18 protein-coding genes and 1 pseudogene are annotated in these 21680 nt (G+C 62.5%); 14 read left to right on the top strand and 5 right to left on the bottom strand.

Going from position 1 to position 21680, the window contains the following annotated elements; all coding sequences use genetic code 11:
* The 8 genes and pseudogenes from B4E36_RS16355 to B4E36_RS16390 all read left to right on the top strand — a co-directional run.
* Positions 1 to 238: pseudogene (locus B4E36_RS16355) on the top strand (D-xylose ABC transporter ATP-binding protein); the annotation flags it as partial.
* 23 nt (positions 239 to 261) lie between these two features.
* On the top strand, positions 262 to 1248 hold the full coding sequence (locus B4E36_RS16360; RefSeq protein ID WP_292057101.1) for an ABC transporter permease: 987 nt from the start codon (positions 262 to 264) through the stop codon (positions 1246 to 1248).
* Between the two features lie 13 nt (positions 1249 to 1261).
* On the top strand, positions 1262 to 2242 hold the full coding sequence (locus B4E36_RS16365) for a sugar-binding transcriptional regulator (protein WP_292057099.1): 981 nt from the start codon (positions 1262 to 1264) through the stop codon (positions 2240 to 2242).
* Positions 2232 to 3227, top strand: a complete 996-nt coding sequence (locus tag B4E36_RS16370) for an aldo/keto reductase (RefSeq protein ID WP_292057097.1) — start codon at positions 2232 to 2234, stop codon at positions 3225 to 3227. The genes B4E36_RS16365 and B4E36_RS16370 overlap by 11 nt, the downstream gene beginning before the upstream one ends.
* Before the next feature lie 58 nt (positions 3228 to 3285).
* Complete coding sequence (locus B4E36_RS16375; protein WP_292057095.1) at positions 3286 to 5013, top strand: glycerol-3-phosphate dehydrogenase/oxidase; 1728 nt, start codon at positions 3286 to 3288, stop codon at positions 5011 to 5013.
* Complete coding sequence (locus tag B4E36_RS16380; protein ID WP_292057093.1) at positions 5004 to 5846, top strand: class I fructose-bisphosphate aldolase; 843 nt, start codon at positions 5004 to 5006, stop codon at positions 5844 to 5846. Before B4E36_RS16375 ends, B4E36_RS16380 begins: the two co-directional genes overlap by 10 nt.
* A complete protein-coding gene (locus B4E36_RS16385) occupies positions 5839 to 7356 on the top strand; it encodes an FGGY-family carbohydrate kinase (protein ID WP_292057091.1) in 1518 nt (505 codons plus the stop codon). Before B4E36_RS16380 ends, B4E36_RS16385 begins: the two co-directional genes overlap by 8 nt.
* Positions 7353 to 8960, top strand: a complete 1608-nt coding sequence (locus B4E36_RS16390) for a GMC family oxidoreductase (protein ID WP_345900580.1) — start codon at positions 7353 to 7355, stop codon at positions 8958 to 8960. The genes B4E36_RS16385 and B4E36_RS16390 overlap by 4 nt, the downstream gene beginning before the upstream one ends.
* A gap of 236 nt (positions 8961 to 9196) precedes the next feature.
* On the opposite strand, the gene B4E36_RS16395 is transcribed toward B4E36_RS16390, so the two are convergent.
* From B4E36_RS16395 to B4E36_RS16405, 3 genes are all read right to left on the bottom strand, one after another.
* Positions 9197 to 9859: a carboxyltransferase domain-containing protein gene (locus tag B4E36_RS16395; RefSeq protein WP_292057088.1), complete on the bottom strand. Its 663-nt coding sequence runs from the start codon at positions 9857 to 9859 to the stop codon at positions 9197 to 9199.
* A gap of 154 nt (positions 9860 to 10013) precedes the next feature.
* The gene (locus tag B4E36_RS16400; RefSeq protein WP_292057086.1) at positions 10014 to 10925 is read right to left on the bottom strand and encodes an NAD-dependent epimerase/dehydratase family protein; all 912 of its coding nucleotides are present in this window, start codon (positions 10923 to 10925) and stop codon (positions 10014 to 10016) included.
* Positions 10922 to 11689 carry an SDR family NAD(P)-dependent oxidoreductase gene (locus tag B4E36_RS16405; RefSeq protein WP_292057084.1) on the bottom strand — a complete coding sequence of 256 codons (768 nt, stop codon included), beginning with the start codon at positions 11687 to 11689 and terminating at the stop codon, positions 10922 to 10924. The genes B4E36_RS16400 and B4E36_RS16405 overlap by 4 nt, the downstream gene beginning before the upstream one ends.
* 151 nt (positions 11690 to 11840) lie before the next feature.
* Between B4E36_RS16405 and B4E36_RS16410 the strand changes: the two genes are divergently transcribed.
* From B4E36_RS16410 to B4E36_RS16420, 3 genes are all read left to right on the top strand, one after another.
* Positions 11841 to 12812: a Bug family tripartite tricarboxylate transporter substrate binding protein gene (locus B4E36_RS16410; protein WP_292057082.1), complete on the top strand. Its 972-nt coding sequence runs from the start codon at positions 11841 to 11843 to the stop codon at positions 12810 to 12812.
* 155 nt (positions 12813 to 12967) lie between these two features.
* On the top strand, positions 12968 to 13468 hold the full coding sequence (locus B4E36_RS16415) for a tripartite tricarboxylate transporter TctB family protein (RefSeq protein ID WP_292057081.1): 501 nt from the start codon (positions 12968 to 12970) through the stop codon (positions 13466 to 13468).
* Positions 13469 to 13498: 30 nt separating this feature from the next.
* Positions 13499 to 14983, top strand: coding sequence for a tripartite tricarboxylate transporter permease (locus tag B4E36_RS16420; protein ID WP_292057078.1), 1485 nt, complete (start codon positions 13499 to 13501; stop codon positions 14981 to 14983).
* Positions 14984 to 15019: 36 nt separating this feature from the next.
* On the opposite strand, the gene B4E36_RS16425 is transcribed toward B4E36_RS16420, so the two are convergent.
* Together B4E36_RS16425 and B4E36_RS16430 are read right to left on the bottom strand one after the other, a co-directional pair.
* A complete protein-coding gene (locus B4E36_RS16425) occupies positions 15020 to 15871 on the bottom strand; it encodes an IclR family transcriptional regulator (RefSeq protein WP_292057073.1) in 852 nt (283 codons plus the stop codon).
* A 68-nt stretch (positions 15872 to 15939) separates the two neighbouring features.
* Positions 15940 to 17652, bottom strand: coding sequence for a thiamine pyrophosphate-binding protein (locus B4E36_RS16430; protein WP_292057072.1), 1713 nt, complete (start codon positions 17650 to 17652; stop codon positions 15940 to 15942).
* A gap of 489 nt (positions 17653 to 18141) precedes the next feature.
* Between B4E36_RS16430 and B4E36_RS16435 the strand changes: the two genes are divergently transcribed.
* The 3 genes from B4E36_RS16435 (at position 18142) to B4E36_RS16445 (ending at position 21666) form a co-directional block, all read left to right on the top strand.
* The gene (locus B4E36_RS16435; RefSeq protein WP_292057069.1) at positions 18142 to 19098 is read left to right on the top strand and encodes a TAXI family TRAP transporter solute-binding subunit; all 957 of its coding nucleotides are present in this window, start codon (positions 18142 to 18144) and stop codon (positions 19096 to 19098) included.
* Between the two features lie 76 nt (positions 19099 to 19174).
* Positions 19175 to 21292, top strand: a complete 2118-nt coding sequence (locus B4E36_RS16440; protein WP_292057068.1) for a TRAP transporter permease — start codon at positions 19175 to 19177, stop codon at positions 21290 to 21292.
* Complete coding sequence (locus B4E36_RS16445; RefSeq protein ID WP_292057065.1) at positions 21289 to 21666, top strand: DUF1850 domain-containing protein; 378 nt, start codon at positions 21289 to 21291, stop codon at positions 21664 to 21666. The genes B4E36_RS16440 and B4E36_RS16445 overlap by 4 nt, the downstream gene beginning before the upstream one ends.
* Positions 21667 to 21680: the final 14 nt, after the last annotated feature.

A 21680-nucleotide genomic window follows, 5' to 3' on the forward strand; every position in this document is an offset into this window, starting at 1 on the left:
GCGCGGCGTCGATGTCGGCGCCAAATCCGAAATTCATCGCATTCTGCGCGATCTGGCGCGGGCCGGCGTCGGCATCGTGGCGATCTCGTCCGAACTGCCGGAGCTGATCGGCATTTGCGATCGTATCCTTGTGGTGCGCGAGGGCCGTATCAGCGGCGAGGTCACGGGTGAGGCGATGACCGAGGAAAACATAATGCATCTGGCATCCGTGCTCGATCATCGAAAACAGACTGCCTGAGGGAGGGGAAGGTGGACACTGCTATGGAAATGTCAGCGCCAAAGCCGGGACGCGGCGGTACAAGCCCGCTGAAAAGATTGTTCAGAATGCGCGAGACCGGTCTGATCGCGATCATTCTTGTTTTGTTCATCGTGATGTCCTTTGCCTCGCCCTATTTCCTGACCTGGGTGAATATGCGCGCGATGGCGATGGCCTTTGCGGTGGAGGGGATCGTGGTGGTGGGCATGACCATCCTGCTGATCTCGGGCGGCATCGATCTTTCCGTAGGCTCGGTAACGGCGCTTGCGATGGTGATCGGCGGCTGGCTTTATCTCCATGGGGTCGATCCCTGGGTCGCATCGGCGATATCGGTCGCGGCCTGCGCAGGCATCGGCGCCTTCATGGGCTTTTTCGTCACGCGCGTCGGCCTGCATCACTTCATCGTATCGCTGGCGGTGATGGTGATCGCGCGCGGCATATGCCTGCTGGCGACCGGAGGCCGGCCGCTCGGGCTTTACACCCTGCCGCCGGAGTTCAAGTTCATCGGCCAGGGCGCGATCGGGCCGGTGCCGTTGGTGATCGTCATCTTTCTGGTCGTCGTCGTCGCATTCGACTTCGCGCTGCGCCGGACCACGCTGTTCCGCAAGGTGTTCTACACCGGCAGCAACGAGAAGGCGGCCGCCTATTCCGGCATTCGCACCAAGCGGGTGATCTTCTCCACGACCACGCTGTGTTCGGCGCTTTGCGGCGTTGCCGGCGTCATCTACATGGCGCGCTTTGGCTCGGCCCAGCCGACCTTCGGTATCGGTATGGAACTCAATGTGATTGCCGCCGCCGTCATTGGCGGAGCAAGTCTCAGCGGCGGCTCGGGCACGATTTTCGGTGCGATCCTGGGCACGGTGCTGCTGTCGGTCGTTTCCAGTTCGCTGGCGCTGCTGGACGTATCGGTCTACTGGCAGGATATCATACGCGGCTCGATCCTGCTGTCGGCGGTTTCGATCGATCATTACCTCCACAAAGTGCGCGGATAGAAGGGGCACGGACATGCTCGACCACAATCTCGATTTTGAAACTGCCCGTCAGATGCACACCGTTCTGGTGCTGCATTTCCTGGAGGGGATGAAGCAATCGGAGATCGCGCAGCGGCTCAACCTGTCGCATTCCAAGGTCAACCGGCTGATTGCCCAGGGGCGCAGGCTCGGCATGGTGCGGATCGATATCGAAACTCCCTATCAGCGCCTGATGGAGCTTGAAGCTACGCTGGTACAGGCGACGTCCCTGCGTTCGGCGGTGATTACGCCGACGGTGTCGGCGAATGCTGAAACCAACCTCCAGCAGGTCGGCAAGGCCGCGGCCAGCGTCATCCTCGAAAATGTCCGCGACGGCGACGTCATTGCCATTACCGGCGGCAAGGCCGTCAGCGCGACGGTCGACAACCTGGTCGCCGACCGTAGTTTCGATGTCACCGTGGTGCCGCTGACGGGCGGCGTTCAGGGCAAGTTCTATACCGACGTCAATAATCTGGCCTCGAGGCTTGCCGAACGGCTCGGGGGCAGGGCGCTGATGGTGCATGCGCCGCTTTTCGCCGAAAGCCGGGCGCAATGCGAAATGCTCAAGGAAATGTCTTCCGTGCGCGAGGTGTTCGATCTGGCGCGCGCGGCCAATCTTGCGCTCACCGGCATCGGCTCCATCGAGCCGAGCGGATCGAGCTATTACGACCTCAATCCGGTGCCGGAGGAGGATCGGAAGATGATGGTCGGGCTCGGCGTATCAGCCGAGTTCATGGCCCACCTGATCCTGGAGGGCGGAAGCCTCGCGAATTACGAACTGAACTCGCGGCTGGTGGCCGTCGCGCCCTCGGAGATCTCAGGGTGCCGGACGGTGATCGGCGTCGCCTCCGGCCCGCACAAGGTGCGGCCGATCCAGACGGTTCTGAACGGAAAATACCTGGATTCATTGATCCTGGATGAGGGGACTGTGAATGCGGTCCTCGCAGAAATGGAAAGGTCTAAGAATGTCGCATGAATTGGCAAAGCGCCCGATCGGACACTCCGGCATCGAGGCCTCCGTGGTCGGTCTCGGCACCTGGGCAATCGGCGGCTGGATGTGGGGCGGCACGGACGAGGCGCGCTCGATCGAGGCCATTCACGCCGCCCTTGATGAGGGCATCACGCTGATCGATACCGCGCCCGCCTATGGCCAGGGTCTGGCCGAAGAGATCGTCGGCAAGGCGCTTGCCGGACGGCGTGACAAGGTGGTGCTGGCAACCAAATGCGGTCTTGTCTGGCATATGCAAAAGGGCAATCACTTCTTCGACTACGACGGAAAACCGGTTCATCGCTATCTCGGCAAGGATTCGATCGTCTATGAAATCGAGCAGAGCCTGAAGCGTCTCAAGACGGATTATATCGATCACTACATCACCCACTGGCAGGATCCCACAACGCCCGTCGATGAGACGATGGAGGCGCTGGAGCAGTTGAAACGGCAAGGCAAGATCCGCTCGATCGGCGCCAGCAATACCTCGGCGGAGGATATCGTAGCCTATCTGGCCGCGGGGGAGCTCGACGCGATCCAGGAAGAATACAGCATGGTCAAACGGGATATCGAGACCACGCTGCTTCCGGTCTGCGTAGAAAACGGCGTTTCGGTGCTGAGTTACTCCTCGCTGGCGCTCGGCCTTCTGAGCGGAAAGATGGGGCCCGAGCGAACGTTCAGCGGCGATGATCAGCGCAAGGACAATCCCCGTTTCTCGCTCGAAAACCGGCGGAAGGTCGCTGCCCTGATGGGCGAGATCGCACCGATCGCCAGCGTTCACGACGCCAGTCTGGCGCAGGTGGTGATCGCATGGACGCTGGCCCAGCCGGGTATCACCTTTTCGCTCTGTGGGGCGAGAAATGCCCAACAGGCGCGCGAGAACGCCGCGGCGGGCCGGCTCAGGCTTTCCGAGGAGGAAAAGAAAACGATCAGCAGCGCCGTCGCGACCCATCTGAGCGAACTGGACGGTTAACCGACCGCAATATTGGAATTTGAGAACGCCGGAGCCCGCTCCGGCGAACGGAGCCCCTATGTCTGCGCAAAGAGCGAAAAGCTTCGAGAAACTGGCCGCAAACGGCGTCTTCGACGTCGTCGTGATCGGCGGCGGCATCAATGGTCTTGGGGTTTTCCGCGACCTGTCGCTGCAGGGCCTTCGCGTGCTGCTGGTGGAGCGCAACGACTTTTGCTCCGGCTGCAGCGCCGCTCCGTCGCGCATGATCCATGGTGGCCTTCGCTATCTGGAAAACGGCGAGTTCGATCTGGTGCGCGAATCCCTTGCCGAGCGCGACGCTCTGCTTGCCAACGCGCCGCATATGGTCCGGCCGTTGCCGACCACCATACCGATCACCTCCTATGTATCCGGCCTGTTCAATTCGGCGGCGACCCTGTTCGGCGGATCGGGCAAGCCATCAAGCCGGGGCGCGCTGCCGATCAAACTCGGCCTGACCCTCTATGACATGATCACGCGCGGGCGAAGCAGGCTGCCGAAACACACATTCCGGGGTGCTGCGAAGACCCGTCGGAAGTGGCCGGAACTCACCGGCAGGCTCTGTTGCTCGGCCACCTATTACGACGCCTGGATATCCTATCCCGAACGGCTGGGGGTGGAGCTGGTGCTGGATACGGAAAGCGCCGCGCCGGCTTCGATCGCGCTCAACTATGCCGAGATCAGCCCTGAGGGCGAGGGCTTCGCGGTGACGGACAGGGAGACCGGCAACAGCTATGCTCTCTCCGCCCGCGTCATCGTCAACGCCTCCGGCGCCTGGCTTGACGAGGTGAACGCCCAGATCGCGCCGCGTGGGGAAGGGGGCGGGCCGCTGGTCTCGGGCACCAAGGGTTCGCACCTCATCATCCATAATGACAGACTGTATGCGGCGCTCAATGGTCACATGATCTACTTCGAGAACACGGATGGCCGCGTCTGCATCGTCTTTCCCTATCTGGGCAAAGTGCTTGCCGGTTCGACGGATATCAGGGTTCAGCATGCCGGTCGCACGCGCTGCGAGGATGAGGAGCTTGCCTATATACTCGGTTCTCTGAAACTGGTGTTTCCCGAAATCGCCATTCAGCAGAGCGACGTGGTCTTCAGCTATAGCGGCATCCGTCCGCTGCCGGTCAGCGACCACGATTTCACCGGACGGATCTCGCGTGACCACAAGGTGCATCGCATCGACGGACCGGTGCCGCAATTCTGCATGGTCGGCGGCAAATGGACATCGTTCAGGGCATTTTCGGAGCAGACTGCCAATGCGGTGCTGACGGAACTCGGGCGGGAACGGATCACGGGAACCGAGGCGTTGCCGATCGGCGGCGGGCGCGATTACCCGGAAAGGCCCGAATTGCTGGTCAGCGAGTTGATGGACACCTTCGGCATCAGCCATTCGCGCGCAACGCACATGGCGGACGCCTACGGGACGCGGGCGCGTGCATTATTGAAGGCTCTGGCGTCCCGAACGGATGACGTGCCGGTCGCGGGACTTGAGCTCACTGACGCGGAAATCGCCTTGATCACGGCCGACGAGCATGTCGAGCACCTGTCCGATATCATCCTGCGCCGGACGTCGCTCGCCATCACCGGCAGGATTGATCACGGTCAGATCGAGGCGATTGCGGCCGTCATGGCGCAAGAGCTTGGCTGGGATGACGCCCGCAGGGCGCGCGAATGCCAGGCGGTTATCGAAGAGTTGCGGGACTATCACGGGGTTCCGCCGGAAATTCTGAAACAGAGAGCAGAGACAAGGAGCCGGCAATGCGCATAAGCACGAAAGCCCGCATGAATCGATTGTTCACCAATGGCGGATGCCTGGATGTCGCCATCGACCACGGGGTCTGCAACGAGCCGAGCTTCCTGGTCGGCCTTGAGGACATGGCCGGCGTTGTCGACAGCCTGATCAAGGCAAAGCCCGACGCCATCCAGATGGCCTATGGCCCGGCCGACCTGTTGCAGGGCCGTCCGGAAAAGGACAAGCCGGCGCTGGTGATGCGCATCGACATGGGCAATCCCTATAATGACCAGCGCCATCGGGTGATGTGGTCGATGCTGCAGAATGCCGATGAGCCGATCATGGGCGCGCTCGAGATGGATGCCGCCTGCGTGGTGGTCAACCTGTTCATGCTGCCCGACGAGCCCGAGCTTTTCCGCCAGTGCGTGGAAAACATCTCGCGCGTGCGCGCGGCCTGCCACAAATACGGCATGCCGCTGATGATCGAGCCGCTGGTGATGCTGCCGAATGACGTGCGCGGCGGCTATCAGGTCGATGGGGACGCCGAGAAGATCGTGACGCTGGTGCGGCTGGCAAGTGAAATGGGCGCCGACATCATCAAGGCGGACCCGACCGAAAATCCGGAGGATTTTCATCGCGTGGTCGAGGCGGCGCGCGTGCCGGTGCTGGTGCGCGGCGGCGGCAAGGAGGATCTGAAGGCGGTGCTCGCCAAATCCGCGGCCTTGGTAGCGCAAGGCGCAAAAGGCATGGTCTATGGCCGCAACATCTATCAGCATGACAATCCGAAGGCGGTGGTGGCGGCCCTGATGGCGATCATCCATGACGGCGCCGGCGGCGATGAAGCGTGGGACATCTATAATCGTGGCTGATCATGCAAGATATCTGCTGGGGCTGGATGCCGGCAACACCGTAATCAAGGCGGTGCTGTTCGATCTTGAGGGGCGGCAGATCGCCACTCACGCCATCGATGGCGCAACCGAAACGCCCGCGCCCGGCATGGTCGAGCGATCCGTCACCGAGCTTTGGGACAATGCCCGGGTCGCGATCAGGGGCTGCCTCGAGGCCGGTGGCTGTCCGCCATCCGCAATCGCCGCCATCGGCATGGCAGGGCACGGAAACGGGCTCTATCTGCTGGACAGGGACGATGAAGCACTGATCGGCATACAGTCGCTCGACACCAGGGCGGCAGCCCTTTCCGGTGAACTGGATGCCGCCAGAGGCGACGCGCTTCACGCGATCTGCCTTCAGCGGCCATGGCCGTCGCAAACCCCGACGCTGCTTGCATGGCTCAAGGCCAATCGTCCGGACCTTTATGCGCGGGCGGGGACGCTGCTTTTCGCCAAGGACGTCATAGGCTGGCATCTGACCGGGAAAAAAGCCAGCGAGATTTCGGATATGTCGGGCGCCGGCCTGCTTCGTTTGCCCGAGGCCGCCTATGACAGCGAGTTGCTCGCGCTCTACGGTCTCGACGATGCCGAACGGCTGTTGCCTGAGCTTGTCGAGCCGACCAGCATTGTCGGCACTGTAACCAAGGCGGCGGCGGAGGCGACCGGGCTTGCCGAGGGCACGCCGGTGATCGCCGGCTATTTCGATGTGGTGGCCTCCGCGCTGGGTTCGGGCGCGGTCGGCAGCGGCGCGGCCTCGATTATCGTTGGAAGCTGGTCGATCAACCAGGTCTTTTCCGATGTGCCTGTGCGCGACGATCGTGTCTTCATGGTCTCGGCCTATGGCCGCAACCGGTTTGCCAACATGGAAAACAGCGCCACATCGGCGGCCAATCTTGAATGGTATGTCAGGACTTTCGTGGAGCGCGGCGGCCATCACGACGATCCCTTCGGTTTCGTCAATGACGCCGTCGGCAGCGTGACGCCGGGGCGGGAAGACCCGATGTTTCACCCCTTTCTCTATGGCGGGCGTCTTGGCGCGCATCAGCGCGGCGGCTTTTTCGGGCTGGCCGGCTGGCATGGGGAAGGGCATCTGCTGCGCGCGCTCTACGAGGGTGTGATGTTCGAGCATCGCCGCCACATCGAAGTGCTGGCGGAGGCCGGGGTCACCTTCGACAGGGCGGCGCTTGCGGGCGGCGGCGCGCGGTCCCCGCACTGGCCGGCGATGTTCGCCGATGGGCTTGGCGTCCTGGTCACCGTGGCGCAAGCGCGCGAAACCGGAGCGCTGGGCGCTGTGATCGCCGCATCCGTCGGCGTCGGCATCCATCCCGATGAGGCGGCGGCCGTCGCCAGCATGACCCGGCCGGCCCGCACCTTCGCGCCCGATCCGCACATGCGCGCCCATTATGACAGGCGCTATGAAATATGGCGCCGGGCAATCCGGGCGATGGATCCGGTCTGGCGTGATCTGGCGGCTTCGGAGACCGATGGATGAAACTGGACGGCAGCTATGACTATATCATCGTCGGGGCGGGGACGGCGGGCTGCGTTCTCGCCAACCGGCTGACCGAGGACCCGGCCTGCCGCGTGCTGCTGCTGGAGGCCGGCGGCTCGGATAATTACCACTGGGTCCATATACCCGTCGGCTATCTCTATTGCATTGGCAACCCGCGCACCGACTGGATGATGAAGACCGCCGCCGAACCGGGTCTCAACGGGCGCAGCCTGGTTTATCCCCGCGGCAAGGTGCTGGGCGGCTGCACCTCCGTCAACGGCATGATCTACATGCGCGGCCAGTCCGCCGACTACGACCACTGGCGTCAGCTCGGCAATGTCGGCTGGGCATGGGATGATGTTCTGCCCTATTTCCTGAAATCCGAGGATCACCATGCGGGCAAAAGCGCGATGCATGGCAGCGGCGGAGAGTGGAAAGTCGCCCGTCAGCGCGGGCGCTGGGAAATTCTCAAGGCCGTTCAGGAAGCCGCGAAGGAGTTCGGCATCATGCCGCGCCCTGACTTCAACGATGGCAGCAATGAGGGCAGCGGTTTCTTCGAGGTCAACCAGAAGAACGGCGTGCGCTGGAACACGGCCAAGGGCTTTTTGCGGCCCGCCCTGAAACGGCCAAATCTGCGCCTTGTCACCCACGCCGAGACCGAACGCCTGATCATCGAGGGCCGGCGGGTGACGGGCGTCCGGTTTCATCACAAGGGCGCGGCCTTCACGGCCCGTGCAGACGCTGAAGTCCTGCTTTCAGCCGGTGCGATCAACTCGCCAAAAATCCTCGAACTCTCAGGCGTTGGCGACCCGGAACGGCTCTCTGCTCTCGGGATAGACACCCGTTTCGCAAGACGGGGCGTGGGTGAAAACCTGCAGGACCATTTGCAGATCCGCACGGTCTACAAGGTCAAAAATGCAAAGACACTCAACACCATGGTCCACTCTCTTTACGGCAAGGCGGCAATCGCGCTCGAATACGGACTGACGCGATCGGGACCCATGTCGATGGCGCCGAGCCAGTTCGGTATGTTTACGAAATCCGATCCATCGCTGGAAATGCCCGATCTCGAATATCACGTCCAGCCGCTTTCAACCGAAAGGCTGGGGGAGCCGCTTCACGCTTTCCCCGCGATCACGGTTTCGGTCTGCAATCTCAGGCCCGAAAGCGTTGGAGCCAGCCACATCACGACTGCTGATGCAGCGGCACAGCCGGAAATCCGGTTGAATTATCTCTCGGCTGCCAGGGACAGGGACATTGCGGTCGCCTCCATCAGGCAGGCCCGCAGGATCATGACGGCGAAGGCGCTGAAGCCTTACGCGCCGGAGGAGATTCTCCCCGGGCCGGCGGTCGAGGGCGATGACGCCCTGCTGTCGGCAGCCGGCAACATTGCAACCACGATCTTCCATCCGGTCGGAACCTGCCGCATGGGCGTTGACGACGAGGCCGTTGTCGATCCGCAACTGCGTTTCAGGGGGCTTGATGGTCTGCGGATCATCGATGCCTCGATCATGCCCAAAATCGTGTCCGGCAACACGGCCTCGCCCGTCGTGATGATCGCCGAAAAGGCCGCAGACCTGATCAGGCCCGGCTCTCGTTCTTGAATGTGAGCCGAAAGCGGAGCCTCTTCGCGCCCTGACCTTCTACGAGCCCGTTTTTGTCATCCCAAACCGGTCAAGCCGGTATTCATATATTCGAGTTTTGCGGGATAAATATCAAAACGTCGCGATCGAAGGTTCAAATTCCTTCAAGACGTGGACTTGGGACAGGATGTCCGAGGCTATTTCGTCATATACGGAGCGCACCGAGTCTTCTCAATGCTGCCCAAGGTGCACCGTCATTAATTGAAATCGGGGCAGGGGATCGTTTCGTCAAGCGACTTTACCATAAAATCCGGTTTCATCTGGATATCGTTCGTGAGTCTCTGTCGCGCGGCGTTCGAGAGCCGCCATCTCGACACCGCCGATTTCGAAGAAACGGATCGGATCTCCGGCGCGAAACACGGAGGGGTCGGCGCGTTGCGGATCATACATTCGAAGCGGTGTGCGTCCGATATAGAGCCATCCCTGGTACCGGATAGCGAGGCGATCGCCGCCTGCGCGCCGCCGATGCCGACCGCCCCCGCCACCACCTCCTGGCGCGGCACAGAGAGCCGTGACGTATGCAATGCCTTCGGCAGGCCGCCAAGATAGGCGAAGCCCGACGCAAAGCCGATCATGTGGACCCGGTAATCGGTCGCGGTATGGAGCGGGATCAGCTCTTCGAAACCCATGTTCTTCATGTCGACAAGGGCTGCGAGATCGAGCGCGTCATCACCCTGAAAGCAGACGGGCAGGTCGAAATGCCGTCGGGCGACTTCCCTACCCTTCGGAAGATGCTCGGTCCGTTCGTAAAGCAGCGGCGCAAGCGCGCTGCCGCGAATGCGGGCTGGATCGTAATAGACTAGCAGCGAACGGTCGCTCGGGACGGTCTCGACGATACCCGCGCTCGGCCGCGCCTTCAAAACTGTCGGCGCGCGCGATCACGCCGGCGTTGACGGCCCCACGTCAATCACATCGGCAAATTCCACGGTCACGGCCTGGTCACCAGCGGGCTTGATCGTCACCACAGTTTGATGCTCCCGAACTTCGCCCGTTTCAACAGGCGCGCTCAGGCTATCAGCTTTCGACGGTTTCGCGAAAGGCCTCGATCGTCCGCCGCGTTCCTTCCTTGAGCGATATGGCCGGCCAGGCGCCCAGAAAGGCGCGCAGCGGGGCGTTGTCCATCGTCTCCGGCACGGGCCGCGGATTATCCGCCACGGTGATCGCAGCACCGGGCACGACCGTGCGGATGGCATCGGCGACGTCGTGCATGGACTCGATCTCGGTCGTCAGGTCGCTGACAACCGGCGCGCTTGCCGGCTTGTCGAGGCAGCGCAGGAATATCTCGGTCACCTCGTCGACATGCTGGAAACACATCCTCCCGGAGAACGGTAATTCATAAGCCTCACCCCGGGCCGCCGCTCGCATCGCAAGCGTGATCGCGGCGGTCTCGCCGCTGGTGCGGCCGGGACCATAGACGACATTCGGCCTCAGCCCGACCGAGCCGAGGCCGTGATCGAGGAAATAAACCTTCGATATCTCCTCGCAGCAATGCTTGAAGACGCCGTAGAGATTGACCGGGGAAGCCAGCGGTCCGCGCGGCCGGGCGGCGAGCGAGCTTGCGTAGACGACGCGCTCTATGCCCGCCTTCACCGCCGCCTCGAGGATATTGATATGACCGATGACATTGACCTTGGCGCCAAGCACCGGGTTTGACCTGCAGGCCGGGATCACAAGAGCGGCCAGGTGCAGGATGGCGTCGATCCCGAAGCCGGCAATCACCGCCTCGGTCGCGCCCGATTGGGTGACATCGCCCTCGACATAGGTAACGCCCGGCAGGCGGGCGTCTTCCGCCGGCAGGTTCAGGTCGAACACGACCACCTTGTCGCCGCGCTCGGCAAGCGCGTCCGTCAGCGCCTGCCCGAGAAAGCCCGAGCCGCCGGTAACCAGCGCCGTCAGCGGCGTGCGCTTCGCGTTCTGCCCGCTCATGATGCCATCCCCTGCCCACCATTGACGTCCATCAACTGCCCGGTGATAAAGCCGGCCTCGTCGGCGGCGAAGAAGGCAACGGCGGCGGCGACATCCTCGACCCGCCCGTTGCGGCGCACGGGAATGGCCTCCACCGCCTTCTGCCGCTCTTCCGGTGACATCCGCTCGCTCAACAGCCGCTCGACCCGCGGCGTCAGGATCGCGCCGGGGCAGACGGCATTGCATGTAATGCCATGGGGGCCGAATTCCTGCGCCATCTGCAGCGTCATCGACTGGATTGCGCCCTTGGCGGCAACGTAATTCGCGCCGGTGAACAGGCTGCCATAGCGCCCAGCCTTGGAGCCGAGATTGATCACCCGGCCGAAGCCACCCTTGACCATGCCCGGCAGCACATGACGGCTGACCCGCACGGCCGCCGTGACGTTGAGCGCCATAACCCGCTCCCAATCGTCATCGCTTTCCTCCAGAAAGGCCTTGGGCGTATGCAGTGATCCGCCGGCATTGTTGACCAGGATATCGAATGTCATGCCCTTGTCGGCAAACTCCGTCATCATCCGGGCGATGTCATCGCCATCGGTCAGGTCGCCGGCAATAAAGACGGCGTCGCGCAGTTCCGGGGATTGGCGCGCCTTGTCGATCGCCTCCGGGCTGCGGTCGATGATGCCGACCCGCGCGCCCTCGGCGGCGAGCCGTGCCGCAATCGCGGCACCCAGCCCGTCCGCAGCCCCCGTAACCAGCGCGGTTCTGCCCTTCACCCTTTCCATATATCCTCCCTTTGGCCTTCCCCTTTTAATGAGGGATTGACCCGTATTAAAAATGGTACATAATACCACTATGCAGAACTTTTGGCATTCTGCCAATGGTTTTTGCCAGAGCTCCTGGCGGAGCGCGTGAATATTTGGGAGGAGATTCATGATGAAATCAGCCAAGGGGGCCACGGGCCGCCTCGTATCCGCAATGGCAGTCGCCGCGGCCTTTGTCACCCTGACAGGCGGCGCACAGGCCCAGTCCAACCGTCCTGTAACCATCGTGGTGCCGTTTGCGGCCGGCGGCGGTACAGATATCACCACCCGCGCCATGCAGGAAGGCATGTCGGAATCGCTCGGCGTCAGCGTGGCGGTCAAGAACACCGCCGGCGCAGGCGGCACGATCGGCGTAGGCGAGGTTGCCCGCGCGAAGAAGGACGGCACCACGCTCGGCATGGCCCCGGTTGGCCCGCTGACCACGCAGCCGCATCTGCGCAAGCTGCCTTATGATGTCGACAGTTTCGACTATATCTGCCTTGCCTATTCGGCGCCGACGGTGATCGCGGTCCGGCAGGATTCGCCGTTCAACAACCTTGAAGAGCTCGTCACTTACGCCAAGGAGAACCCGGAAGGCGTGACCTTCGCCGTGCAGGCGATCGGCTCGATCCCGCATATCGCCGGTCTTGCTCTTGAAGATGCCGCCGGCATCAAGATGACCTATCTGCCGGTCGATGGCGACGGTCCAGCGCTGAAGGCGCTGCTTGACGGTACAGCCGACGTGTTCATTCCCCACGTGTCCTTCTACACCAGCAATGCGGATCAACTGAAATCGCTGGCGTTGCTTTCCAAGGACAAGCTCGCTGAACAGCCGAACCTCGTGACTGCCGCTGCGCAGGGCTACAATCTCGATTTCCCGATCTGGGGCGGCCTGGTCGCGCCGAAAGGTCTGGAAGACGCAGACATCGCCAGGCTGGAGACATCCTGCAAGGCAGCGATCGATTCCGCGCCCTTCCAGGAGCGTATGGAAGCGGTCAAGCAGCCGATCGCCTACATGAATGCGGCCGATTTCGACGCTTTCGTGCACGAAAAATACGAAACCAACCGCAAGCTGCTCGAAAAGGCCGGGCTGCTGGCGAACTGATCTTCCGACGGCTGCCGTCCCTTGGCGGCAGTCGTCCCGGACAGCCCATGGTTTTCTGAAGACGGTGAAAATAGGCTATCTATTGTCTCGATATCCCGGCAGGCCAGACCCTGCCGGCATCAATTTTGTCACGTCGAAACAGGCTTGGAGGAAGCATGGCCGACCGGCAGATCAGCGACGGCAAGGTATCGCTGGCAGCGCGCATCAGCGAGGCGGCCGTCATCGGCGCGCTCGCTCTCCTCGTCCTCGTCTTCTTCATCCAGACCTTCGAGGAAATCAGCGCCTTTGCCCGCGCGAGTCAGGGTCGGGGTCCTTTCTTCTTCCCGCGCTTCGTGCTCGGGGTGATGGCCCTCCTGATCGCGCTCCTGATCCTGCTGTTGCCGGGTGCGCGCCATCGCGGTTCGGAGCTGCCGGCGCTTAAGCCCGCGCTGCGCATGCTGGCGCTGATGGCGGCAACGGCAGGCTATTGCGCCGCGATGCCGGTGATCGGTTTTTTGTCATCCAGCATCATCTTCGCGATCGTGGTTCCCGCCATTTTGGGCCGGCGCGATATTCTTGTGCTCGCCGCCGTCGCTGTCAGCTATTCGCTCGCCGTCTGGTTCCTGTTCGAGCGGGTGTTCCTGATCCTTCTGCCCGGCTTTTCGTGGCCGTGGTGACCCCGTCAAACCGATAACCAGGGACGTTTCATGGACCTCATAGTTTCGGCCGCAACCCAGATCGCGACACCGCTGACACTTCTCGCCATCGTCGCCGGAACGCTGGTCGGCGTGATCGTCGGCGTCCTTCCGGGGCTCGGCTCGGTGATCGGGCTCACCATGGTGCTGCCCTTCACCTTCTCGATGCCGCAAATACCGGCGATCGCGCTGATGCTCGGCGTCTATTGCGGTTCGGTCTATGGCGGTTCGATCACCGCGATCGTGCTCAACACCCCCGGAACCCCGCAATCGGCGGCGACCGCGCTGGAGGGGTTTCCGATGGCCCAGCGCGGTGAGGCCGATCTCGCCATTGGCTGGGTCACGACCTCATCCACCATTGGCGGGCTTTTCTCGGTGCTCGTCTTCGTGCTGGCCGGCCCGTCACTTGCGGCCTTTTCGCTGCAGTTCACGCCGATCGAATATTTCGCGCTCGGCCTGTTCGCGATGACCTGCATCGCCGGCGTTTCCTCGGGCAATCTGCTGAAGGGGCTGACGGCCGGCGCGCTCGGCGTGTTGCTCGCCACCGTCGGCAATGACCCGGTCACCGGCGATTTGCGCTTCACCTTCGACAGTTTCCAGCTGTCCGCCGGCATCGGCCTCATTCCGGTGATCGTCGGCCTGTTCGCCTTTTCGGAAATGTTCATGCGGGTGCTGACCATCGATCGCGACGGACCGGCGCCCGAGCAGATGCGGGTCGGCTTCCGCATGCCGCCGCTAGCCGCATGGAAGGGCCGGCTTGGCATGCTGCTGCGCGGCTCGCTGATCGGCTCCTTCGTGGGCGCGCTGCCGGGCACGGGCGCGGCCACCGCCGCCTTCATCGCCTATTCGGAGGCCCGGCGCGCCTCGAAGCACAAGGACAATTTCGGCAAGGGCGAGCCGGACGGGCTGGTGGCCTGCGAAAGCGCCAACAATGCCGTTACCGGCTCGGCGCTGGTGCCCACGCTCTCGCTTGGCATTCCCGGCGATCCGGTGACCGCCGTCATGCTCGGCGCGCTGGTGGTGCAGGGTATTGCGCCGGGCCCCCAGCTCTTCGCCAATCATCTCGACCTGATCTATGCGATCTTCTTCTGCCTGATCATCGTCAATCTGGCGATGTTCGCGATCGGCGCGCTGGGCGCATCGCTGTTCACCCGGGTGCTGCGCATTCCCGAGCCGATCCTGATCGGGCTGATCCTGATCATCGCCACCGTCGGCGCATACGGCGTCAACGGCAATCCCTTCGATGTCTGGGTTGCCTTCATCGCCGGCGTCGTTGGCGTGGTGCTGCGGCATTTCCGCTTCCCGGTCGCACCGATCGTGATCGGCATGGTGCTGCAGCCGACCATCGAAATGTCGCTGCGTCAGGGCCTGATCCTGACCCATGGCAATTTCTGGGCGTTCTTCGAGCGCCCGATCGCCGCCCTTCTGTTCGTCATCACCGCGCTGACGCTCTGCTGGCCGCTGCTGCGCAAGGGATATGCCCGGGTCAAACGCTGAGACCCCAAGCGTTCGATGAACGATCTGCTAGGTGATCTAGAAATTGCTGGCTGACAGCGCGGAGATTTCCTGGGCGGCGCGCATCAGCATCGGCAGATGGACCGATTTCAGCTTTTCCGGCGGCAGGTTGCGGGCATTGCCGCCGACGCTCAGCGTATAGATGTCGCCGGTCATCGGCGCGCGCAGGACGACGCCGACGGCATTGTGGCCGGCAACCCATTCCCCGAAGGAATCCGAATAGCCGTTGTCGGCCATGCGCGACAGAGCCGCCTCAAGCGCCGGGCGCTTTTCCTTCGCCCAGGCATCGCCGTGAATGCCGGCCAGCAGCGCAAACGCCTCGGCGCGTTCCTCCTCGCCCATGGCGAACAGATAGGCCCGGCCGGGGGCGCTTTCGGCCAGCGGAATGCGCGAGCCGACATTGAGATTGAGCGCCACCGCCGTGGGCCGACGCACCAGTTCCACGAACATCATATCGGGCCCATCGCGCACTGACAGCGCCACGACGCAATCGCCTTCCGCCGCCATCTGGTCCATGTGGGAACGCACAAGCTCGCCGAAACCGAACCGGCCGATCGCCGCATAACCGAGCGTCAGCACCTGGTTGGAGACGGCATATTTGCCGTATTCGGGCATATAGCGCAGATAGCCGAGCTTGGTGAGCGTGCCGAGCAGCCGCGACACCGTGGTCTTGTGCAGGCCGGTGCGCTCGGCAAGCGCCTGTGTCCCCAGCACCTTGTCATCCGCCCGGAAGGCGCGCAGAATCGAAAGGCCGCGCGCCAGCGAACTGACGAACGGCCGCTCCTCGTTCAGGGCCGCGGCCCCGATATCCTGCCGCGGGCGGCCGCGCCGCCGGACAGGTTGATCATTTGTTTGATTTTCCTCGCTCATGACCCCTGTTTAGCCCATCCCGCGCCTGTTTGTCATTGGCTTTGAAAGGCGCGGGAAGGACAAAATTCCTATTTGAGGGCGGATGGATCCGGCAGATCGTCGTAATCCGAGCAATCACGGTGGCTTGCCGCCGGGTCGACCTTGACGTCAATGACGACCGGGCCGCCGCGCCTGTGGCCTTCCCTGATCGCATCGCCGATCTGGTCGGCCTCCGTCACCGTGATCCCGGAACCGCCGAGGCCCTCGGCGACCTTGGCGAAGTCATGATCGCCGAAATCGACGCCGATCGCCTTGTTGCCGAGATTGTCGCGCACCATGCCGAGGCCGGCATTGTTGGCGACCACATAGACGACGTCAAGATTGTGTTCCGCCGCCGTCGCGATCGCATCCATGGTCATGACGAAGCCACCATCGCCGATCACGCCGGTGACGCGCTTTTCGGGGCATGTGACCTTGGCGCCGGTGGCAGCCGGCGTCGACCAGCCCATGCCGCCGATACCGCCGGGGGCGACCAGCTGATGCGGCGTTCTGAGCGGCAGCGACGATGTTGCCCAGATGCGGTTGGTGCCGGCATCGAGCGTCAGCAAGTCGTCCGGCGTCAGGAAGCCGTCGAGCGCGCGCATGATATCGGCGTAATGCACCGTGCCGGGGCGGGTCTTGAAATGCGGCAGGTCGCCATAGCGATTGTCCGCCTTGATCTTGCCGATGAAGTCCTTGCGCTTTTCCGCCTGCGCCTGATCAACGCCGGAGGCATCGAGCAGATAGCGGATCACATCGGCGGCATCCGCCGTCACCGCCATGTCGACCGGCAGCACCCAGCCGGCATTCAGCGGGTCGAGATCGACCTGGAGGATCGTCTGTTCGCCCGGACGCATCATTTTCTCGTCGCGGAAGCGGGTATATTCCGGGCCGAGGCTGCAGCCGAGCACGAGGATGACATCGGCGGCCTGAACCATGCGGTTCGCCGATTTCGCCGCCCAGTTGCCCATCATGCCGACGGCGATCGGCGTGGTCTCGTCGATGACGCCCTTGCCGTGATAGCTGGAGGCCACCGCGATCCCCTCGCGATTGGCAAGCCGCGACAGCATCTCGCCCGAGCGGCTCATATAGACGCCATTGCCGGCGATGATCACGGGCCGTTCGGCCGCCTTCAGGGTCTCGGCAATCCTGTGCAGCGCATCGCCATCCGGCTTCATCGGCGTCGAACGCAGATAGCCCTCGGTCGGGTAGAGCTTGGCGCGCGGATGCTCCGGCACCTCCTCCTTGATGATGTTGGTGCGCATCACCACCGCCGCCGGTCCCTGGCGCGGGGTCATGGCGTGCTTGACCGCAAGCTGGGTGCCGTAGATCGCTTCGGCCGGCGTGGTGGCGTAGGTGGCGTATTTGGTCATGGTCTTCATCACCGCGAAGGCGTCGCCCGCGCCGTAATCGCCGGTCATGGTCTGGTAGACGCCATACTGGGCGAAGCCGTCATAGCAGGAGGTGTCGGTGAGCACGACCATCGGCGTCGAGGAGAAATACGCCTCCAGAATGCCGAAAGCGCCGGTGGAGCTCGCAAATGGTCCCTGCGCCATCAACAGGCCCGGACGGCCGGTGAGCTTGCCCGCGACCTGGGCCATCACCGAAGCCGACTGCTCGGAGCGCGCCAGCACCAACTCGAATTCATCCTTGCGGTCAAAGAACGCCGGCAGCGACCATGTGATCCCGAGACCCGGCAGCGTGAAGCCGCGCGTGATGCCGGCCTCGATAAACGTCTTGATGACGCCCTCATTGGTTTTCATCGATTTCCTCCATTTTGAGAGGAGGATAATCATTCATATTAATTCTGCCAAGCGCAATTTTGTAGTGATATGTGGATTTAATGGAATGCATACCCTCGCGGTGGCGGTCACGCGCACTTTCCGGTCTTTGTCTTGCGTGGATGAGTCGATTGAGCTTTGAGCGCAGGTCGCGTCAAGGTGAAGTTCTGGTCTGCGCTGACGGATATCCGGTTTCCCGCCGCTCGGGATCGGCGGCGGCAAAGCTGTGCGTTGATCTCTTGGAGCCAGCACAACAGGTTTTTGCTCCGGCATTGCGGGACCGCGGAAACTCGCGAGTTGGCAAGATTCCGCCAATTCCCTTGGATTGTCGGCGGATTCTTGCCGTGGGAAAAACCGGGAATCAATATAACATATTGTAATTAATAAAGTTTCTTATGTGCGGCTGGCTCCGTTAAGATTATTTGCAGCGCTGAACTTGGGAGACGGCGCTTGCACAATTGGAGGAGAAAAATGTCTTACCGTTTCCACAGATATGCTTTCGCCGCGGCAACCGCGCTTGCGGTCTCAATTGCCTCGACATCGGCGAAGGCGGATGAATTCATCAATATTCTCACCGGTGGCACATCGGGCGTGTATTATCCGCTCGGCGTGAGCCTTTCGAAGATCTACGCAGAGAATATCCCCGGAGTCCGGACGCAGGTGCAATCGACGAAAGCGTCGGTCGAAAACCTCAACCTGCTGCAGCGGGGCAAGGGCGAACTGGCATTCGCGCTCGGCGATTCCGTCCAGCTTGCCTGGGAAGGCGACGCGGAAGCCGGCTTCAAGGAAAAGCTCGACAAGCTTCGCGGCGTCGCGGCCATATACCCGAACTATATCCAGATCGTTGCCGCCAAGGAGAGCGGCATCACCGATTTCGAGGGCCTGAAAGGCAAGGCGCTCTCGGTCGGAGCGCCCAAATCCGGCACGGAACTGAACGCGCGCAAGATTTTCGAAGCCGCGGGCATGAGCTATGATGACCTCGGCAAGACGGAATACCTGCCTTATGCCGAATCCGTGGAGCTGATCAAGAACCGCCAGCTGGATGCCACGCTGCAGTCGGCGGGACTGGGCGTTGCGTCCATCAAGGATCTTTCGACCTCTGTCGACATCACGGTCGTGGCCGTCCCAGAGGATGTTACGGCGAAGCTCGGACCGCCCTATATCGCGGGCACGATTCCGGCCGGGACCTATCAAGGGCAGGATGCTGATGTCGCAACGGTCGCGGTCGTCAACTTCCTCGTCACGAGCGAGGACGTGTCCGAAGAAACGGTCTATCAGATGACCAAGCAGATGTTCGAACACCTCGGTGAACTGCAGTCGGCGCACGCGGCCGCCAAGATGATCACGCTGGAAAACGCGACCCAGGGAATGCCTGTACCGCTTCATCCGGGCGCCGAGCGTTACTACAAGGAAAAAGGCTTGCTTTGAGCCTCCCTTCAAGAGCAAGCCGGGGCCGGCTTTCGCAGCCGGCCCCATCCGAATTGAATCGCCCTGGGAGGACGCGATGCTGCACGATTCCATGAAACATGAAATGCCGGAGGAGGCCGGCGACCTCGGATTGCACGATCCCTTGGCCGAATCCTTTCCCCTATCATTTGAAGGCCGCCTGCTGTTCTGGATAGCCATCGTGTTTTCTGCTTTCCAGATCGCGACCGCGGCCCATTTTATCGATTTTGCCAGCCAGATTGTAAGGGCGATCCATGTTGGCTTCCTGATGTTGCTGACCTTTCCCCTGATGGCTCTGGCGCGCCGGAAGTCCGGCGCATGGAAGGCGGTTGCCTGGGCATTGGCGCTGGCGGGCGTCGCGGTTGCTCTCTACCAGTATGTGGAGTATCTGCCGCTGACCCTTCGCGCCGGCGATCCTCTGCCGCGCGACATCGTCTTCGGTGTCGTGGCGCTGACGACTGTGTTTGTGGCAGCCTGGGTGGTGATGGGCCCGGCGCTGCCGATCATTGCGGGCCTGTTTCTGGCCTATTGCTTCTTCGGCCAGTATTTGCCGTCGCCGCTCAACCATCGCGGCTATGATTTTTCGCAGGTCATCGACCACATGGCCTATGGAACGGAGGGGATCTACGGCATCCCCATCTATGTATCCTCGACCTATATTTTCCTGTTCATCCTCTTCGGCGCGTTTCTTGAGAAAGCGGGGATGATCAAACTGTTCACCGATGTCTCGCTCGGCCTGGTGGGGCATCGCACCGGCGGGCCTGCGAAGGTCTCCGTCATTTCCTCTGGCCTGATGGGAACGATATCCGGCTCCGGCGTTGCCAATGTGGTCACGACCGGTCAGTTCACCATCCCGCTGATGAAGAAGTTCGGCTATCGTCCGGCCTTCGCCGGCGGGGTCGAGGCGACGGCATCGATGGGCGGACAGATCATGCCGCCGGTCATGGGGGCGGTCGCCTTCATCATGGCCGAGACGCTTGGCGTCGAATATCACGAGGTCGTCAAGGCCGCGATCATTCCGGCCGTTCTCTACTTCGCATCCGCCTTCTGGATGGTGCATCTGGAGGCTGGAAAGCATGGCCTGGTCGGCATGGGCAAGTCTGAACTGCCATCCGCGGCCATGGCCCTGAAGGATGGCTGGTATCTCGTTCTACCCCTGATCGTTCTCGTCTATTTTCTGTTTTCGGGTTACACGCCGCTCTATGCCGGCACCATCGGCCTTGCGCTCACCGTCATGCTCATCCTTGGCGGCTCGATTGCGCTCGGGCTTCCGCAAGGCGTTATCCGGCTTATCTTCTGGGTCGGCCTCGGCCTGGTCGCCGCCGCCTTCCTCGCCTACGGAAACCGGGTGATGCTTGTCGCGGTCGCCGGGCTGATCGCCTGGAACGTGCTCACGAAGGGCGGCCGCGAATCCCTCGTCATATGTCGCGATGCCTTGGCGGACGGGGCCAAGACGGCGCTTCCCGTCGGCGTTGCATGCGCGGTTGTCGGCATCATCATCGGCACCATGACCCTGACCGGCGCAGCCAACACATTCGGACAGTTCATCGTGTCCGTCGGGGAAAGCAACCTGTTCCTGTCGCTCGTCCTCACCATGATCACCTGCATCGTGCTGGGCATGGGAATACCGACCATACCGAACTACATCATCACGTCGTCGATCGCGGGACCGGCTTTGCTGGAACTGGGCGTGCCGCTGATCGTCAGCCATATGTTCGTGTTCTATTTCGGCATTCTCGCGGACCTCACGCCGCCGGTGGCGCTGGCCTGTTTCGCGGCCGCGCCGATTGCGAAGGAAAACGGTCTGAAGATCTCGTTCGAAGCCGTGAAGGTCGCGGCCGCCGGCTTTGTGATCCCGTTCATGGCGGTCTATACCCCCGCCCTGATGCTGCAGGATGGCGGTCCGCTGGCGGAAACGATCGGCTACGCGCCGGCGGTCGCCTACATCGTCTTCAAGGCGGCGCTTGCGATCGGCCTTTGGGGAACCGCCGTCATCGGATATGCGGGAACGCGCCTGAATCCGTTCATGAGGCTCATGGCCGCGGCGGCTGCGGGAACCCTGATCGTTTCCTTGCCGATAACCGACGAGATCGGCCTTGTGCTGGCTGTCGTCTTTGCGTTCCTGGTCTATCGCAAGGTCAGGCGCAGTGCCGTTTCGCAGGCGGCGGGCACATGAGCCTCTGTATTCTCGCTGGCGGCAAGGTCGCCGTCATCGCCGCGACAGCGTTCTCGCTCTCCTGGATCCACTCGGTCGAAAAGGTCGAGTGGCAGGAGGACTGGGCGATCGTCGACGCTGAGCTCGTGCTGACCGAGGCGAGGGTCAAGGGATCGGGCGCGGGGATGGACCCCGGCGCCGGCGCCCGCCTAGTCGACGGGTGGTGGACGTGGCATCCCGAAGCGCCGCCGGTCGGCACGCTTCATCTTGCCGCCTCCGGCGCCACCGTTTCGGGGTGGAAAATCTGCTACGGGCGGCAAAACGATTGCATGACGTTTGGCGAAGCGGCTGGCGACACGATTGCCCTTGCCGAGTGCGGGCCTGAAGGCGGATAATGCCGAGGACCGAT

Origin of the sequence: Martelella sp. UBA3392, from assembly GCF_002358775.1 — a bacterium.
GTDB lineage: Bacteria > Pseudomonadota > Alphaproteobacteria > Rhizobiales > Rhizobiaceae > Martelella > Martelella mediterranea.

Excerpts from the sequence above, each read along its gene's own strand:
- B4E36_RS16360 (WP_292057101.1), top strand. The coding sequence starts at position 262 with ATGGAAATGTCAGCGCCAAAGCCGGGACGCGGCGGTACAAGCCCGCTG.
- B4E36_RS16365 (WP_292057099.1), top strand. The coding sequence starts at position 1,262 with ATGCTCGACCACAATCTCGATTTTGAAACTGCCCGTCAGATGCACACC.
- B4E36_RS16370 (WP_292057097.1), top strand. The coding sequence starts at position 2,232 with ATGTCGCATGAATTGGCAAAGCGCCCGATCGGACACTCCGGCATCGAG.
- B4E36_RS16375 (WP_292057095.1), top strand. The coding sequence starts at position 3,286 with ATGTCTGCGCAAAGAGCGAAAAGCTTCGAGAAACTGGCCGCAAACGGC.
- B4E36_RS16380 (WP_292057093.1), top strand. The coding sequence starts at position 5,004 with ATGCGCATAAGCACGAAAGCCCGCATGAATCGATTGTTCACCAATGGC.
- B4E36_RS16390 (WP_345900580.1), top strand. The coding sequence starts at position 7,353 with ATGAAACTGGACGGCAGCTATGACTATATCATCGTCGGGGCGGGGACG.
- B4E36_RS16400 (WP_292057086.1), bottom strand. The coding sequence starts at position 10,925 with ATGAGCGGGCAGAACGCGAAGCGCACGCCGCTGACGGCGCTGGTTACC.
- B4E36_RS16405 (WP_292057084.1), bottom strand. The coding sequence starts at position 11,689 with ATGGAAAGGGTGAAGGGCAGAACCGCGCTGGTTACGGGGGCTGCGGAC.
- B4E36_RS16410 (WP_292057082.1), top strand. The coding sequence starts at position 11,841 with ATGAAATCAGCCAAGGGGGCCACGGGCCGCCTCGTATCCGCAATGGCA.
- B4E36_RS16415 (WP_292057081.1), top strand. The coding sequence starts at position 12,968 with ATGGCCGACCGGCAGATCAGCGACGGCAAGGTATCGCTGGCAGCGCGC.
- B4E36_RS16420 (WP_292057078.1), top strand. The coding sequence starts at position 13,499 with ATGGACCTCATAGTTTCGGCCGCAACCCAGATCGCGACACCGCTGACA.
- B4E36_RS16425 (WP_292057073.1), bottom strand. The coding sequence starts at position 15,871 with ATGAGCGAGGAAAATCAAACAAATGATCAACCTGTCCGGCGGCGCGGC.
- B4E36_RS16430 (WP_292057072.1), bottom strand. The coding sequence starts at position 17,652 with ATGAAAACCAATGAGGGCGTCATCAAGACGTTTATCGAGGCCGGCATC.
- B4E36_RS16435 (WP_292057069.1), top strand. The coding sequence starts at position 18,142 with ATGTCTTACCGTTTCCACAGATATGCTTTCGCCGCGGCAACCGCGCTT.
- B4E36_RS16440 (WP_292057068.1), top strand. The coding sequence starts at position 19,175 with ATGCTGCACGATTCCATGAAACATGAAATGCCGGAGGAGGCCGGCGAC.
- B4E36_RS16445 (WP_292057065.1), top strand. The coding sequence starts at position 21,289 with ATGAGCCTCTGTATTCTCGCTGGCGGCAAGGTCGCCGTCATCGCCGCG.